The following is a 16,472-nucleotide window of genomic DNA, read 5'->3' as shown; positions in this document are numbered from 1 at the left end:
GTTAAAGATCTTCCGGCCAAGGGAAGCATTCCGCCGTGATCTCCGGCGTGTGGTAATAATTCTGTAAAGCCTCGATCAGGCGCGCCGGACGTTCCGGGATGCCTTTCTCAAGATACTCCATCACCTGCGCATGCACACGGCGCTGGAAGACGATACGGTCTGGCTCAAAGTCACCTTCAAGGTTGTCACAGCTCACGTTGAACGGGAAACCCGCCGCCACGCAGAACAGCCATTCCAGCGCCTGCGGCTTCACTTCCACGTCCTCAAACTGGCCCTGGGTGGCGGCGTCGCGCCCGTCCGGACAGTACCAGTAACCGAAGTCCACCAGCTCGCGACGCGCTTTCCCCGCGATGCACCAGTGCGAAATCTCGTGCAAACCGCTGGCGTAAAAGCCGTGGGCAAAGACGATGCGGTTGTACGGAACCTCTGCATCAGCAGGAAGATAGATCGGTTCGTCGTCGCCTTTAATCAGACGGGTATTAAAATCATCAGCAAAACAGCTATCGAAGATCTCAATCAGCTGTTCGTATTTATGCGTACTGTTCATTAGTTCATCCCCAACCAGGTGAGGATCTCCTGTCCATGGCTGTCATAAAGAAGTTTGGCGCTCATCACCGCCGAGACGACAACAATCATCGGGCGGATCAGCTTTTGCCCTTTGCTTAATACCAGACGCGAGCCTGCGCGCGCGCCCAAAAACTGCCCTGCCATCATCACAAACCCGGTTGCCCAGATAACCTTGCCGCCAATGATAAACAGCAGCAGGCCGCCGACGTTCGAGGTCGCATTCAGCACCTTGGCGTGGGCGGTGGATTTGGCGAGGTTAAAGCCGGCCAGCGTCACGAACGCCAGCGCGTAAAACGAGCCTGCCCCCGGGCCAAAGAAGCCGTCGTAAAAGCCGACGCAGCCACCGGCAATCAGCGCAAACGGCAGGCCGTGCAGCCGCCGCGCCCGGTCTTCCTCGCCGAGCTTAGGCATCAGCAGGAAATAGAGACCGATGCAGATAACCAGAATCGGCAGGATCTGGCGCAAAATATCAGACTGCACGTGCTGCACCAGCAGCGCGCCCGACGTTGAGCCGATAAAGGTCATCAGGATATTGAGCTTTTGATCGGCGAGATTCACCACCTTGCGGCGGATAAAATAGAGCGACGCCGAAAGCGAGCCGCCGCAGGCCTGCAGCTTATTGGTGGCAAGCGCCTGCGCCGGGCTCATGCCTGCCGCCAGCAGCGCGGGCACGGTTAACAGCCCGCCGCCGCCCGCAAGGGCATCGATAAAACCGGCCAGCATGGCCACGAAGAACAGCACCACCAGCAGCAGCGGTGACACCATAAACAGATCGACGAAATTATCCATTAAAGTACATGCTCATCCAGTAGCGCCTGGCAGGAAGGCGGCAACGGAGGCGGTGTCTTCTTCTCAGGCTTAGAGGTTCCAGGTTTTGCCGGCTCAAACCAGCTTTGCAGTTCGTAACCACAGCCATCGCCTGGCGGCGGTAGCGGCTGATCTTCACATTCCAGGCTGTTCGCCGGGCAACGCAGACGCACGTGCATATGCGCCCGGTGCTGGAACCACGGGCGCACTTTGCGCAGCCAGTCGCGATCCGTCCCCGCATCCAGGCAAAGCTGCTGCTTGATCGCCGGGTTGACGAAAATCCGCGTGACGTCGTTATCTTTCGCCGCCAGCTTGATCAGGCTCGAAATATCCCGTGACCACAGTGATGGCACCACGCTTTTGCCGTCGCGCGACACCAGATCCAGCGCCTGCGGCTTCAGCAGCTGCGCAGACGTCCAGCGCGTTTTCGGCAGCTGCAGGAAGATGTCGACATCCAGTCCGGTCTGGTGGCTGGCGTGCCCGCCGTTAAAGCGGCCACCGGCAGGCATCCCCATATCGCCAATCAGCATCGTCCCCAGCCCCAGGTTATGCACCTGGTTCCCCAGTCGCTGAATGAACAGCACCAGATCAGGGTGGCCGAAGTAACGACGCTGGTCGGTACGCATCACCTGATAGGTATCTGATTGCAGCGGCAGCTCCTGCGCGCCCACGATACAGCCGTTAGAGAAGGCGCCGATGGACTGCGCGCTTCCCGCCACCGGATGGGTGATTTTTTGCCACGGCGTGGCGGCCAGACTGGCTCCACTGGCCAGCAGCGCCAGCAGAGCAATTGCGGTTTTTTTCATGTTTACCAGCGTGGAATGGTGGTCGTCACGTCCGCGTTCTGCGCGCGCTGGCGCAGGAAGTGATCCATCAGCACGATCGCCAGCATCGCTTCCGCGATCGGCACCGCGCGGATCCCCACGCACGGATCGTGACGACCTTTGGTGATCATCTCAACTTCTTCGCCTGAGCGGTTAATCGTGTGGCCCGGCACGGTGATGCTTGAGGTCGGCTTCAGCGCGATGTTGGCAATAATCTGCTGTCCACTGCTGATACCGCCGAGAATGCCGCCCGCATGGTTGCTCTGGAAGCCCGCTTTCGTGATTTCGTCGCGGTTCTGGCTGCCGCGAAGCGCCACCACGTCGAAGCCGTCGCCAATCTCGACGCCCTTCACCGCGTTGATGCTCATCAGCGCGTGGGCGATATCGGCGTCGAGACGGTCAAATACCGGCTCGCCCCAGCCAGCCGGAACGCCATCTGCCACCACGGTGACTTTCGCGCCAATGGAGTCGCCCTCTTTTTTCAGGCCGCGCATCAGTTCGTCCAGGGCGTCAAGCTTATCCGCATCGGCGCAGAAGAACGGGTTTTGCTCGACCTGATCCCAGTCTTTGATCGCCAGCGGAATGTCGCCCATCTGGGTCAGACAGCCGCGAATGACGATGCCAAATTTCTGCTGCAAATACTTTTTAGCAATCGCGCCAGCGGCCACGCGCATCGCGGTTTCACGCGCGGAAGAGCGTCCGCCGCCGCGATAGTCGCGAAAGCCGTACTTTTGCTCGTAGGTGTAGTCGGCATGGCCCGGGCGGAACACGTCCTTGATAGCACCGTAGTCCTGAGAGCGCTGATCGGTGTTTTCAATCAGCAGACCAATGCTGGTGCCGGTGGTGCGGCCTTCAAAAACGCCGGAGAGAATTTTGACCTGGTCCGGCTCGCGACGCTGCGTGGTGTAGCGAGAGGTGCCCGGACGACGGCGGTCAAGGTCGTGCTGTAAATCTGCTTCGGTCAGTTCGATGCCTGGCGGTACGCCATCAACGATACAGCCCAGCGCCAGCCCGTGCGACTCGCCAAAGGTGGTCACGCGGAATAACTGTCCAATACTGTTTCCTGCCATCACGGCTCCGATGTTGTTGTTTGTGTTTGAGCGTTGTGAAACGGGCCGAAGCCCGCTGGATTAATCTTTATAGATGCTGAAATGCTCGCGCGCGTCGAGCAGCTGCGCTTTGGTCAGCATAAAGACGCCGTCACCGCCGTTGTCGAACTCAAGCCAGGTGAACGGCACATCCGGGTACTGCTCTATCAGATGTACCATGCTGTTGCCCACTTCACAAATCAGAACGCCGTCATCGGTCAGGTAATCCGGCGCGCAGGCCAGAATGCGGCGGGTCAGCTTCAGGCCGTCCGAGCCTGACGCCAGGCCCAGCTCCGGCTCGTGACGATATTCGTTCGGCAGATCGGACATGTCTTCTGCATCGACGTACGGCGGGTTAGTGACGATCAGATCGTACTGCAGCGTCGGCAGGTCGCGGAACAGGTCAGAGCGGATTGGCGTGACGTGATGGATCAGGCCGTGCTCTTCAATGTTGTGTTCGGTCACGGCCAGCGCGTCGGTGGAGATATCGACGGCGTCCACTTCCGCTTCAGGGAAAGCGTAGGCGCAGGCAATAGCGATGCAGCCGCTGCCGGTGCACATATCGAGAATGTGCTGCGGCTGATGGTTAATCAGGCCTTCAAAGTGGTTGTTGATTAGCTCACCAATCGGCGAGCGCGGTACCAGCACGCGTTCATCAACGTAAAACTCGTGGCCGCAGAACCAGGCTTTGTTGGTCAGGTAAGCCACCGGAATGCGCTCGTTTACGCGACGGATCACGCGCTCAACGATGCGGTGTTTTTCGCTGGAGGTCAGGCGCGCGGTGCGCATGTCTTCCGGAATGTCCAGCGGCAGGTAAAGAGACGGCAGCACCAGCTGAACGGCCTCGTCCCACGGGTTATCGGTACCGTGACCGTACCAGATATTAGCGGCGCTGAAGCGGCTAACCGACCAGCGCAACATGTCCTGTATGGTATGCAGCTCGTTTACTGCTTCATCGACAAATATTTTATCCACTCTTTCCTCCAGGGCATGCTCGCATAATTTTCGGCGGCTAGTTTGCCATGAAGACGGCGATAAATCAGCAATGACGCGTACCGCTTGAGGTTAAAAAATGCGTTTAGTCGGGTACACTATCGGAAATACGAGATGAGAATGACGAATGAAAAAGAAAACATCGCTCAGCGAGGAGGATCAGGCTCTCTTCCGCCAGCTGATGACCGGGACGCGTAAAATCGCGCAGGACACGATTGTCCACCGTCCGCAGCGTAAAAAAATCAGCGAAGTCCCGGTCAAACGGCTGCTCCAGGAGCAGGCGGATAACAGCCACTATTTTTCAGATGAATTTCAGCCTCTGCTCAATACGCAAGGGGCTGTGAAGTACGTGCGCGAAGACGTCAGCCATTTTGAGCTGAAAAAGTTACGACGCGGAGATTATTCGCCGGAGCTGTTTCTCGATCTGCACGGCTTAACCCAGATGCAGGCGAAACAGGAGCTGGGGGCGTTGATTGCCGCCTGTCGCCGCGAACATGTTTTTTGCGCCTGCGTGATGCACGGCCACGGTAAACACATTCTGAAGCAACAGACGCCGCTGTGGCTGGCTCAGCACCCGCACGTGATGGCGTTTCATCAGGCACCGAAAGAGTACGGCGGCGATGCCGCATTGCTGGTGTTGATTGAAGTTGAGGAGTGGCAGCCGCCAGAATTGCCCTGACAGAAGGGCGGGAAACACGTAGTACCCCGCCCTGTCACACGTCACGTCAGATGGCTTTTGCCATCTTCAGGTTGCACGGGCTCATTTGCCAGTTGAAGACCCCTTTGCCGGTTTCGTCGAGAGTGACGTTGGCAATGGCGGAAGTGGTGAACATTGGCGGCGTTTCGCCCGGGCACAGCTCAGATACCAGATAGCCGACCAGCGGCAGGTGGGAAATGACCAGTGCGGAAGCGACACCTTCATTGCACAGCGCCTGAAGGTAAGCGCTGACAAGACCGACATCGCCGCATGGCGTCAGCTCAGGGAGAACGTCCACGCTGGATGGCAGGTTCATACACTCCCCTACCACGTCCAGCGTCTGTTCTGCACGCAGGAACGGACTCACCAGAACGCGTTCAATGTCCACTTTTTGACCTTTAAGCCACGTCGCCATTTGACGGGATTCGTCACAGCCACAGACGGTTAAAGGACGTACTGAGTCACTGGCGGCATCGAGTGCCGCGTCGCCGTGACGCATGATAAAAACTTGCATATTGCACCGCTTTTGTTAACCAGAATCACCGGCGTTAACTACCCGCGATTAATGCTCTGAGGTAGAAAACCCGATGGCCGGGCATTGTGCCTGATCCATTCGGTGAATGAAACGCTGTTTTTTACCTCAATGGCGTAAGTATAGTCAATCTCTGTTTACAAAATCGCCAGAACAGGTTCATTCACCTCAGGATTTACCCTTCTTTGACTTCAGTTTACGAAATCAGTTTCCCTTGCAGGCCAGAATGTCTGGCCCCGCTCCGCCATCTGCAATAATTCGTCACACGGTGTGAACCGCGGACCGTATTGCGAGGCCAGACGTTGCAAAATGACAACCACTTCACCCGCACCGAGCGTATCCATGTAACGGAACGGGCCGCCAAGGAACGGCGGGAAACCAATACCAAATACCGCGCCGATGTCGCCATCGCGTGCGCTCTTGATCACCTGTTCACCAAAGCAGCGCGCCGCTTCATTGAGCATCATCATCACGCAACGTTCTGCGCACTGAACGGCAGACAGTCTTCCCTGACCGGTGGCCGAAATAAGCCCATAAACCGAAGGGTCGACCTGTTTCTTGCTTTTACGCCCTTTCGCGCCGTAAAGATAGAAACCGCGTTCATTTTTTCTGCCTTTGCGATCGTCCTTCAAAATTGCAGAAACAATGTTTGCAGGCGGGGTAAAACGATCGCCATAAGCCGCTTCCAGCACAGGTATAATTTTAGTGCCGGTGTCTATTCCCACCTCATCCAAAAGTTGGATTGGACCGACGGGGAAGCCAAACTTTACGAGCGCCTCGTCGACGTGCTCGATTTTCTCCCCTTCCGTCAGCAGCCGCATCGCTTCGTTGATATAGGGTGCCAGAATACGGTTGACGTAGAAGCCAGCCTTGTCCGCGACCACAATCGGGGTTTTACCCTGTTTTTTCGCCAGCTTCACCACGGTGGCGATGGTCTGCGGGCTGGTCGTGGCGTGCGGGATCACCTCCACCAGCGGCATTTTTTCGACCGGACTGAAAAAGTGCAGACCAATGACCTGCTCCGGACGAGCAGCTTTCGCCGCGATATCGCCAATCGGTAAAGACGAGGTGTTTGAGGCAAAAATAGTGTGCGGCGCGCAATGCTGCTCTACGTCAGCCACCATCTGCTGCTTAAGCGCCAGGTCTTCGAATACGGCTTCAATCACCAGGTCCCGGTGTGCAAAACCGCTGTAATCCGTCGTGCCGGAGATCGTCGCCAGGGTTTTATCACGCTCGCTTGCCTTGATATGGCGGCGTTTGACCTTCCGATCAAGGTTCTGCCAGCTGTACTGCAGCGCGTGGTTGATGCCCTTTGCGCTGATGTCTTTGATACGCACGGGCAATTTGCCTTTGCTGGCGGTAACAAACGCGATTCCGCCGCCCATCAGCCCACCGCCCAGCACGCCAACGGCGCGCAGCGGAGCAGGCTCTGCCTCGCTGCCCGGATCTTTTTTCACCTCAGTACTGGCGAAGAAGATGCTGCGCAGCGCCTGCGACTGCGGCGTCATCGCCAGTTCACCAAAGGCTTTGGCCTCAGCGGCATAGCCGCTGCTGCTGCCCTGCGACAACCCGGTTTCCATCACTTCCAGAATGCGCTTTGCCGCCGGATAGTTGCCTTTGGTTTTTTGCTCGGTTTTTTTGCCTACCATGTTGAACAGGAGCGCGCGCCCCAGTGGCCCTGCCAGCACGCGCTCGCGTACAGGGAGAGGACGTTTTGTCTGACGTCCCTTCAGCGCCAGCTCAACGGCAGCGTCCAGTAAAATGGTGTGCGGAACGACGTCGTCAACCAACCCCACTTTCAGTGCCTGACGGGGGCGTAGCTGCTTGCCGGTTAAGATCATCTCCAGGGCGGTGCTAACCCCAACCAGACGCGGCAGACGCTGTGTTCCACCCGATCCCGGCAGCAGGCCTAACTGCACTTCTGGCAACCCTAAAACGGTTTTCGGATCGTCAGTGCAGATACGGCTGTGACAGGCCAGCGCCAGCTCCAGCCCGCCGCCCAGGCAGGCACCGTGGATCGCGGCAATAACCGGAATCGGCAGAGCGTTGATTTCAGCCATCACCTGCTGTCCCTGACGCGCCAGATCTTCAGCTTCCTGCGCGCTTTTCGCTCGGGCGATCATATTGATATCGGCCCCGGCAATAAAGTTATCCGGCTTAGCCGAGATAAAGACCAGACCACGAATCGCTTTATTTTCGCGGATCTGCTTGAGCATGGCGCGAACCTGAGTGCCGAATTCAGCCTTCAGGGTATTCATCTTTTCATCAGGCACATCAATAGTGATAACCGCGACGTTATCGAGGCGAACCGTCAGATTAAATGCAGATGGCATATCCATTATTCAGCCTCCAGAACCATTGCTGCACCAAGGCCGCCCGCCGCGCAGGCGGTGACGAGACCAAACCCGCCGCCGCGGCGACGGAGTTCGTGTAGTGTCTGGGTGATCATTCGCGCGCCCGTGGCCGCAAACGGATGGCCGTAGGCGATCGACCCACCCAACACGTTGAATTTGCTCTGATCCACTTCGCCGGTGGCATGGGCGCGGCCCAGCACGTCGCGTGCAAAACGCTCGCTTGCCAGCAGCTGCACGTTTGCCAGGGTTTGCGCGGCAAAGGCTTCGTGCATATCAATCAGGGTTAAATCCGCCAGCGTTAGCCCCGCGCGATCCAGCGCCAGCGGCGTGGACCACGCCGGACCTAACAGCATGTCCTGCCAGACATCAATGGCGGTAAAGGCATAGCTGCGCAAATAGCCCAGCGGCGTGATGCCCAGCTCTTTTGCACGCGACTCCGTCATCAGGATCACCGCAGCAGCACCATCGGTCAGTGGCGTACTGTTGGCCGCCGTCACGGTGCCGTGCTTGCGGTCAAACGCCGGGCGCAGTTTGGCGTAATCCGCCAGCGTCGAGGTGCCACGAATATTGTTGTCTTCAGTAAGAGGCTCTCGATAGGGAGGCGTGTAGGCGGTCATGACCTCGTCGGTGAGTTTGCCCTCCGACCAGGCTTTCGCTGCCAGCTGATGCGAGCGATGCGCCAGCGCATCCTGCTGCTCGCGGGTGATGCCGTAGGTTTTTGCCATCTGCTCGGCGGTATCGCCCATTCGCAGGCCAGTCGAGTATTCCGCGACGGCAGGTGGCACGGGCATGAGATCGCGCAGGCGTAAACGCGAGAAGAGTTTGAGCTTCGCACCGGTGGTGCGGGCTTTATTAGCATCCACCAGAATGCGGGCCAGCTTTTTACTGACGCCAATCGGCAGTACGGAGGAAGAATCGGCGCCACCTGCGATCCCGGCGCGAATGGTGCCCGCCATCAGACTTTCCGCCACGTTTGCTACCGCCTGGAAGCTGGTCGCGCACGCGCGGCTAACGCTGTAGGCATCGGTATGAACGTTCATGCCGGTACCGAGAACAATCTCACGCGCAATGTTAGGGGCTTCAGGCATCTGCACCACCTGGCCGAAGACCAGTTGTTCGATGACCTCAGGCGGAATTTCGCTGCGAGCCAGCATCTCCCCCACTACCATTTTCCCCAGATCGACAGCCGGTATACCGTGAAACGCCGTCGCCTGACGCGCAAACGGCGTACGCAGACCGCTGACAATGGCAATGCGGTCACCTTGTCGGGTGATTAGCGGTAATGCCTGACTCATAACCTTCCCCTGTGAAAAATTTTACATGACTATAAAGTGGTCTGACCTGATAACAGTCTTAACCATTTTTTTACATTCAGCCAATCGGGGAAGCATAAAAATGCGAGGTAAAACACAGAGAAGAAAAAGAAAATGCCCCTGCATGGCAGAGGCAATTGTGCGGTTTGCTGCCGGGTGGCGACGGTGCCTTACCCGGCCTACACGATCCTAGGCCCGTGCAAGCGAAGCGCCGCCGGGCAAAAAGGATTAACGCAGACCGAGCTGGAAAATCAGCGTTTCAGCTTCGCAGGCAAACACAAAGTCGATATCCAGCTTCACGCCGCCGTCCACTTCCGTGAAGGTAGATTTGATTTCACACGGATCGGACTCCACATCACGCGCGCGCTTGCTCAGCGCGGCCAGCGTTTCTTCGGCTTCGGCGCGGTTGGTGAACACACGGCTGTAAGACGCGGTGCAATCGGTGTTGTCCATGATGGTGCCAACATCCATACAGCAGCAAACCGGGGTTTCATCAGCACTGCATTTACTCATAGCTCAATTTCCTCTGTATTCGCGCAGCGCGCGAGATAAACACGATGCTGATATTTTACGCCCCAGCGCTGGCTCTCTCCAGCCGTTAATGGCGCAAAATCGGATAAGTGACCGATATCACACTAAAAAATGATCTAAAACAAAAACCACCCTTTTGGGTGAGCCGCGATGGTCACAATTTTGCCAACCAGATCTCGTTTCAAGAAACATGTTTGAAAATATTAATAAACAAACTTGCAACATTCAGGCTGGTCGGACCTATACTCTGGCCACTGGTCTGATTTGTCTGTCATACCTCAGACCCTACACTTCGCGCTCCTGTTACGGTATGTAACAATTATTGAATAAAAATAACTCAATGAGGTTATGGTCATGAGCCAGAAAACCCTGTTCAACAAGACTGCGCTGGCAGTCGCAGTGGCAATCGTCTCTACTTCCGCCTGGTCAGCGGGCTTTCAGCTAAACGAATTTTCTTCCTCTGGCCTTGGCCGCGCGTATTCAGGGGAAGGTGCAATCGCTGATGATGCGGGTAACGCAAGCCGTAACCCTGCATTAATCATGATGTTCGATCGCCCGACCTTCTCTGCTGGTGCGGTGTATATCGATCCTGATGTCAACATTTCCGGCACGTCACCTTCTGGTGCGAGCCTGAAAGCAGATAACATTGCGCCAACGGCGTGGGTACCTAACCTGCACTTCGTTGCACCAATCAATGAACAATTTGGCTGGGGCGCATCCGTCACGTCTAACTATGGCCTTGCTACCGAGTTCAATAACAACTACCCGGCAGGCGAATACGGCGGTAAAACAGACCTGACAACGCTAAACCTGAACCTGAGCGGTGCTTATCGTCTGAACGACAGCTGGAGCTTCGGTCTGGGCTTTGATGCCGTCTACGCCGATGCAAAAATTGAGCGTTACGCCGGTGAACAAACGGCTCGCCTGCCGAAAAACAGCAACAAAATTGCCAGCCTGAAGGGCGATGAGTGGGGCTATGGCTGGAACGCCGGTATTCTGTACGAGCTGGACAAAAACAACCGCTGGGGCCTGACCTATCGTTCCGAAGTAAAAATTGACTTCGACGGTGATTACAAGAGCGGCATCCTGACGCCGGTCAACAGCCTGGTCCCTGGTGCGGGTACCACTATCCCGTGGGGGACTTCCGGTCAAACTGTCCCTGGCTCACTGTCACTGCATCTGCCAGAAATGTGGGAAGTCTCGGGTTACAACCGCGTAGCGCCACAGTGGGCTATTCACTATAGCCTGGCCTATACCAGCTGGAGCCAGTTCCAGGAGCTGAAAGCGACCGGCACCAACGGTCAAACGCTGTTCTATAAGGACGAGAGCTTCCACGACGCCTATCGCATTGCGTTGGGTACCACCTATTATATGGATGATAACTGGACATTCCGTACCGGTATCGCATTCGATGACAGCCCGGTACCGGCTGATAAGCGCTCCATTTCCATTCCGGATCAGGACCGCTTCTGGGTGAGTGCTGGTGCAACCTACGCGTTCAACGAGAATGCTTCTGTCGATGCGGGCGTATCTTATATGCATGGCCAGAAAGTGACCTTCAAGGAAGGCCCGTACGAATTTACCTCTGAAGGTAAAGCCTGGCTGTTCGGTACTAACTTCAACTACGCGTTCTAATCGCGCAGGGATCAAAAAAGGTGAGCGTTGCTCACCTTTTTTATTTATTCCGAATCAATATCTTTGAGTTCGTTTTCAATTGCCTTCGCGTTTGGATTATCTTCCGGCTTCAGCTTGCCGCCGTTGGCGATAAAGTCATGATTCTGGAAGTACGCTTCACGCACCATAATGTACGGATCGGACGACTGGCGCAGCAGACCGTCTGAATCAAGCAGTTGCGCACGGGTTTCAATCCCTTCCACCGTCCATTTACCCACCGACAGCGGCCAGGTCAGCCACGACAGAACCGGATACAGCGTATCGACCATATCGCCGCCATCATCACGCACGGTGAAGCTGCCATAGAACGGCAGATGGACGTAAGGACCGTAACCGACACCATAATGCCCCAGCGTACTGCCGAAACGGTGCGGCTGTTCACGCTGCAGTTTCGGGTTTGCCATACCTGCAACATCGATAAAACCACCCATACCCAGCAGGGAGTTCAGGAAGAAGCGCGTAAAGTGCACCATCCCCTGATACGGATCGCCCTGCAGGAAATAGTTGACCATCACCGCAGGCTCTTCGAGGTTGCTGGTAAAATTGCTTAACCCATTACGCGCGGGCTGTGGAACATAATCGCGCCATGCTACTGCCACCGGGCGAACCACATACGGGTCCAGCACGTTGTAGTTGAAGCTATACATAGAGCGGTTAAATCCTTCGAGAGGATCGGAGCGTCCCGTTTGCTCCCCGGAGCTGGCGCAGCCCACAAGCATCGTCGCGCCCAGCGCAAGCGCCGACAGCCGAAGTTTCATAAATATCTCCCTGTTCAGTATGGCTATCGTTGATTGCCATCCGTAACGGAGCATCTGGCGCTCCGTCTGAAAACGTGCAAGTGATTGTAACAGCACGTTTACCGATGTCTATGAGTACAGTTACGGGCAGTAATCACCATGACTCTGATCTCAGCATAGCCTGACTTTTGGAATTCGTTTCGCTGGCAATTTTATAATGTCTTTGAACAAGATGTATCACCTTTGTTGTCATTCCCGCCAATTTAAGAGCATCCCCACAGGCATCCCGATAAAAGCCGCTACGCTTAAAAGAAAGATCAACCTCCGGGAGCAGATATGAAAGAAGTGGGTGAAGACAAAATTGGCGAAAGTAATGAGGAACATGAAATTGAAAGCGAGGAGAAAGCGCGCGGTGAGGAGATAGAGATTGATGAGGATCGCCTCCCCTCCCGCGCGATGGCAATTCACGAACATATACGCCAGGACGGCGAAAAGGAGATGGAGCGCGATGCCATGGCCCTCTTCTGGTCAGCAATCGCGGCTGGACTGTCAATGGGCGCCTCGCTGCTTGCTAAAGGGATATTTCATGTGCAGCTGGAGGGCGTTCCTGGCGGATTTTTACTGGAGAACCTCGGCTACACCTTCGGCTTTATTATCGTCATCATGGCCCGCCAGCAGCTATTTACGGAGAACACGGTGACCGCCGTACTGCCGGTGATGCAAAACCCCACCCTCGGCAATTTTGGTTTATTGATGAGGCTCTGGAGCGTGGTTCTGCTGGGAAATATCATCGGCACGGGCATCGCGGCCTGGGCATTTGAATATATGCCGATATTTGATGAACCCACCCGGGACGCGTTTGTGAAGATCGGTATGGATGTGATGAAAAACACGCCGGTCGAAATGTTTTCTAATGCCATCATCTCTGGGTGGATTATCGCCACAATGGTGTGGATGTTCCCTTCTGCCGGTAGCGCTAAAATCGTGGTGATCATACTGATGACCTGGCTGATTGCGCTGGCGGATACCACGCATATCGTGGTCGGTACCGTTGAGATACTTTACCTGGTCTTTAATGGCACGCTTCACTGGAGCGATTTTTTCTGGCCGTTCGCCATTCCGACGCTGGCGGGGAATATCTGCGGTGGAACGTTTATCTTCGCGCTGTTAAGCCATGCCCAAATCCGTAACGACATGTCGAATAAACGCAAAGCCGAGCTTAAGGCGCAGGCAGAAAAGGATAAAGCAGCAAAAAAATCAACCTGAATGGTGACTCTTTGAGCAGTCAGGCGGCAACGCGCTTAACGCAAAGTGTAAATAACGCTATACTCGTGCCGCCTCGTCCCCTTAGTTAAATGGATATAACGAGCCCCTCCTAAGGGCTAGTTGCAGGTTCGATTCCTGCAGGGGACGCCAGAACCCTGTCTACCGAAGTATATCAAAGTCTATTTTTCTCAATTATTTCAATGAAGTAAACTTTAACCATGGTCTATCAAGGACTGTTGGGATATACGGACATCCAGCTTGTTTTGTTGGTATAACTGTTGGTATTGTAAGTTCGATAATGCAGATACCATCATCAGGAGGTCACAATGGCACTAACTGAGGTAAAAGTCAGAAATGCGAAACCTACTGAAAAGCCCGTCAAGTTAACAGATGGGGATGGTATGCATCTCCTGGTTCACCCTACGGGTTCAAAATACTGGCGGCTTCAATATCGCTTTTCTGGTAAGCAAAAAATGTTGGCGCTTGGTGTTTATCCCGAAGTGTCTTTAGCAGAAGCTCGTCGTAGAAGAGAAGAAGCAAGACAACTCATTGCCAAAAATGTTGACCCTGGCGAAAAGCGAAAAAAAGAAAAGATTGAAGAGAAAGGCTTACTCATTTTTGAAACTGTTGCCAGAGACTGGCACTCAAGCAACAGAACCTGGTCAGACAGTCACAGAACTACCGTATTAAACAGCCTGATCACTCATGTGTTTCCTGTTATCGGTAAGCGGAACATTACTGAGCTTAAAACTCGTGATTTACTTGTTCCTCTGAAAAAAGCAGAGGAAACTGGACATCTTGAACTTGCTGCCCGTTTACAACAAAGAATCACTGCCATCATGCGGTATGCTGTTCACAATGCTTTGATTGACCAAAACCCAGCTTACGACCTCGCAGGCGCTGTAACCACGGCCAAGAGTAATCACCGTCCTGCCCTTCCCCTCGAACAACTTCCTGAGCTCCTCAAACGGATTGATGCCTATAAAGGAAAAGGTATCACTCAAATAGCAGTTCAATTAACTCTACTGACTTTCATCCGTTCAAGCGAACTTAGATTCGCTCGTTGGTCAGAGGTGAATTTCAAAAACTACTTATGGACAATCCCTGCAGAAAGACAAGGATTGGAGGGCGTAAAGTATTCAAATAGGGGCTCAAAAATGAAAACCCCTCATCTTGTGCCGCTAAGTAAGCAGGCTGTTGTATTATTTAAAAGGCTCCAAGTTATAAGTGGAGAAAAGGATCTTATGTTCATTGGTTTTAGTCGCGATGACAAACCAATCAGCGAAAACACTGTTAACAAGGCTCTTCGCACCATGGGTTACGACACGAAGGCTGAAGTTTGTGGTCACGGTTTTAGAACTATGGCTTGTAGTGCATTAATTGAATCTGGGTTATGGTCAAGAGACGCCGTAGAACGTCAAATGAGCCACCAAGAGCGAAACTCGGTTCGGGCAGCATATATCCACAAAGCGGAACATCTCGAAGAAAGAAAGCTCATGTTACAATGGTGGGCTGACTACCTTGATGCCAACAGAAAAGAACACATTACACCGTTTGAATTCGCCCAGAGAATAAAGAAAATGAATTAGTATAGTAGCTCTCTATTTTTTGCACGCTAAAAAGCAACATAAACACTAAGCAAAGAAGCTTTGCGAGTCTTGGATTCAATGAAAGCCATCAGCGGGCGTAGAGAGTGGGTTTTCCCCAGTATCAAAGCTCCACTCAATCACATGCATGAACAAACAGCCAATGCGGCCATAATCCGTATGGGCTTCGGAGGTGAGCTTGTAGCTCACGGTATGCGATCCATTGCTAGAACGGCTGCTGAGGAGTCTGGCAAGTTTAGGACTGATGTCTTAGAAGCCGCCCTTGCCCACTCGAAGAAAGATGAAATAATTGCAGCCTACAATCGTGCAGAGTATCTCACTGAACGGGTGGTTCTCATGCAATGGTGGAGTGACTATGTTTCGTCTCAAAAATGCAAAGTTATTGCCGCATAACTCTCCCATGATGGGTTAACTATCTTGATTTAGTTAAAGAATTAATAATCACACCATTAACCTATGTGGACTAAGCATAGCCATTTACAAATGGGGACCTTGAGTCCACATAACGAAAGCTGTCGGTCATATCAGCTAAATAATTCACATCTCCTCTCGATTATCATACACCTCGAAGATTTACCAAATTCGCGCTAATCGATGATAAAAGAGTTGAATTTGATTAAAAATTGATCAACTTTATACTCTACATTGTATTTAATCATCCATGAGGTTTAGTGCATGGCTAGCGAAAATGATAAAAATCATAAAGTTAGAGTCGCACAGTACTTGAGGATGTCTACCGACCATCAGCAATATTCTTTACATAATCAGTCCGAATACATCAAAGATTATGCTGAAAAGAACAATATGGAAATCGCTTATACCTACGATGATGCAGGTAAGAGCGGAGTCAGTATCGTAGGCAGGCATTCTTTGCAGCAGTTACTTAGTGATGTAGAACAAAAGAAAATAGATATACAGGCTGTATTATTTTATGATGTGAGCCGTTTTGGTCGTTTTCAAAACAGTGATGAAGCTGCATATTATTCCTTTCTATTTGAGAGAAACGGTGTAGACCTTATATACTGTTCTGAACCTATACCCACTAAAGATTTCCCTTTAGAGTCTTCTGTAATACTGAATATAAAAAGATCTAGTGCTGCATATCACAGCAGGAATTTATCAGAAAAGGTATTTATAGGACAAGTAAATTTAATAAAGCTTGGTTATCATCAAGGCGGCATGGCTGGTTATGGGCTGAGACGTCTTTTAGTAGATGAAAATGGCATAGCTAAAGAAATATTGAGTTTCCGCAAAAGAAAGAGTATTCAAACAGATAGAGTAATATTAATTCCGGGCCCCAAAAATGAGATAAAAATTGTAAATAGAATCTATGATCTCTTTATAGATTATAACGTACCAGAATTCATTATTGCTGAGAGATTAAATGAACAGAATATACCTGCAGAAAATGGAACATTATGGACTCGTGCAAAAATACATCAAATCTTGACAAATGAAAAATATATTGGAAACAACATATAT

At 53.1% G+C, this 16,472-nt stretch carries 15 protein-coding genes, 1 tRNA gene and 1 pseudogene; 7 read left to right on the top strand and 10 right to left on the bottom strand.

What is annotated here, in order from left to right; translation table 11 throughout:
* Nucleotide 1: 1 nt before the first annotated feature.
* The 5 genes from IM294_RS16440 to prmB are packed head-to-tail and all read right to left on the bottom strand — an operon-like array spanning nt 2 to nt 4,261.
* Nucleotides 2–547, bottom strand: a complete 546-nt coding sequence (locus IM294_RS16440) for an elongation factor P hydroxylase (protein ID WP_045259677.1) — start codon at nt 545–547, stop codon at nt 2–4.
* A complete protein-coding gene (locus IM294_RS16435; protein WP_041908882.1) occupies nt 547–1,356 on the bottom strand; it encodes a sulfite exporter TauE/SafE family protein in 810 nt (269 codons plus the stop codon). The genes IM294_RS16440 and IM294_RS16435 overlap by 1 nt, the downstream gene beginning before the upstream one ends.
* On the bottom strand, nt 1,356–2,180 hold the full coding sequence (gene mepA, locus IM294_RS16430) for a penicillin-insensitive murein endopeptidase (protein WP_041908880.1): 825 nt from the start codon (nt 2,178–2,180) through the stop codon (nt 1,356–1,358). The genes IM294_RS16435 and mepA overlap by 1 nt, the downstream gene beginning before the upstream one ends.
* Nucleotides 2,181–2,182: 2 nt before the next feature.
* On the bottom strand, nt 2,183–3,268 hold the full coding sequence (aroC, locus tag IM294_RS16425) for a chorismate synthase (RefSeq protein WP_028013970.1): 1,086 nt from the start codon (nt 3,266–3,268) through the stop codon (nt 2,183–2,185).
* A gap of 60 nt (nt 3,269–3,328) precedes the next feature.
* Nucleotides 3,329–4,261, bottom strand: coding sequence for a 50S ribosomal protein L3 N(5)-glutamine methyltransferase (gene prmB / locus IM294_RS16420; protein ID WP_023312578.1), 933 nt, complete (start codon nt 4,259–4,261; stop codon nt 3,329–3,331).
* Between the two features lie 145 nt (nt 4,262–4,406).
* Between prmB and smrB the strand changes: the two genes are divergently transcribed.
* Nucleotides 4,407–4,958 (top strand): endonuclease SmrB, encoded by a 552-nt coding sequence (gene smrB / locus IM294_RS16415; protein ID WP_008502613.1) that lies wholly within the window; start codon nt 4,407–4,409, stop codon nt 4,956–4,958.
* 46 nt (nt 4,959–5,004) lie between these two features.
* Here smrB and sixA read toward each other — a convergent pair whose 3' ends face one another.
* The 4 genes from sixA to IM294_RS16395 all read right to left on the bottom strand — a co-directional run bounded on the left by sixA (nt 5,005) and on the right by IM294_RS16395 (nt 9,688).
* Nucleotides 5,005–5,490 carry a phosphohistidine phosphatase SixA gene (sixA, locus tag IM294_RS16410; RefSeq protein WP_003861375.1) on the bottom strand — a complete coding sequence of 162 codons (486 nt, stop codon included), beginning with the start codon at nt 5,488–5,490 and terminating at the stop codon, nt 5,005–5,007.
* A 209-nt stretch (nt 5,491–5,699) separates the two neighbouring features.
* Entirely contained in the window at nt 5,700–7,847 is a 2,148-nt protein-coding gene (gene fadJ, locus IM294_RS16405) for a fatty acid oxidation complex subunit alpha FadJ (protein ID WP_047364131.1), read from the bottom strand.
* The gene (gene fadI, locus IM294_RS16400) at nt 7,847–9,157 is read right to left on the bottom strand and encodes an acetyl-CoA C-acyltransferase FadI (protein ID WP_041908875.1); all 1,311 of its coding nucleotides are present in this window, start codon (nt 9,155–9,157) and stop codon (nt 7,847–7,849) included. The genes fadJ and fadI overlap by 1 nt, the downstream gene beginning before the upstream one ends.
* 246 nt (nt 9,158–9,403) lie before the next feature.
* Nucleotides 9,404–9,688: a YfcZ/YiiS family protein gene (locus tag IM294_RS16395; protein ID WP_028013973.1), complete on the bottom strand. Its 285-nt coding sequence runs from the start codon at nt 9,686–9,688 to the stop codon at nt 9,404–9,406.
* Between the two features lie 372 nt (nt 9,689–10,060).
* Between IM294_RS16395 and fadL the strand changes: the two genes are divergently transcribed.
* Nucleotides 10,061–11,341 (top strand): long-chain fatty acid transporter FadL, encoded by a 1,281-nt coding sequence (fadL, locus tag IM294_RS16390; protein WP_041908871.1) that lies wholly within the window; start codon nt 10,061–10,063, stop codon nt 11,339–11,341.
* A 44-nt stretch (nt 11,342–11,385) separates the two neighbouring features.
* Here fadL and mlaA read toward each other — a convergent pair whose 3' ends face one another.
* Nucleotides 11,386–12,138 carry a phospholipid-binding lipoprotein MlaA gene (gene mlaA / locus IM294_RS16385; RefSeq protein WP_041908870.1) on the bottom strand — a complete coding sequence of 251 codons (753 nt, stop codon included), beginning with the start codon at nt 12,136–12,138 and terminating at the stop codon, nt 11,386–11,388.
* Nucleotides 12,139–12,453: 315 nt separating this feature from the next.
* On the opposite strand from mlaA, the gene IM294_RS16380 reads away from it, so the two are divergent.
* The 5 genes and pseudogenes from IM294_RS16380 to IM294_RS16360 all read left to right on the top strand — a co-directional run.
* The gene (locus IM294_RS16380) at nt 12,454–13,383 is read left to right on the top strand and encodes a formate/nitrite transporter family protein (RefSeq protein WP_041908869.1); all 930 of its coding nucleotides are present in this window, start codon (nt 12,454–12,456) and stop codon (nt 13,381–13,383) included.
* 75 nt (nt 13,384–13,458) lie between these two features.
* Nucleotides 13,459–13,533 (top strand) — tRNA-Arg (locus tag IM294_RS16375).
* A gap of 176 nt (nt 13,534–13,709) precedes the next feature.
* The gene (locus tag IM294_RS16370) at nt 13,710–14,972 is read left to right on the top strand and encodes an integrase arm-type DNA-binding domain-containing protein (RefSeq protein WP_193360365.1); all 1,263 of its coding nucleotides are present in this window, start codon (nt 13,710–13,712) and stop codon (nt 14,970–14,972) included.
* Between the two features lie 45 nt (nt 14,973–15,017).
* A pseudogene (locus tag IM294_RS16365) lies at nt 15,018–15,383 on the top strand (integrase); the annotation flags it as partial.
* Between the two features lie 282 nt (nt 15,384–15,665).
* Nucleotides 15,666–16,472, top strand: an 807-nt coding sequence (locus IM294_RS16360; protein WP_139982036.1) for a recombinase family protein, incomplete at its 3' end; no start/stop codon positions are given.

The sequence above is a fragment of the Enterobacter cloacae complex sp. P43RS genome, assembly GCF_014930585.1.
Taxonomy (GTDB): Bacteria; Pseudomonadota; Gammaproteobacteria; order Enterobacterales; family Enterobacteriaceae; genus Enterobacter; species Enterobacter bugandensis.
The sequence above is the reverse complement of the archived record's forward strand: the minus strand, read 5'-3'. Positions and strand labels throughout refer to the sequence as shown.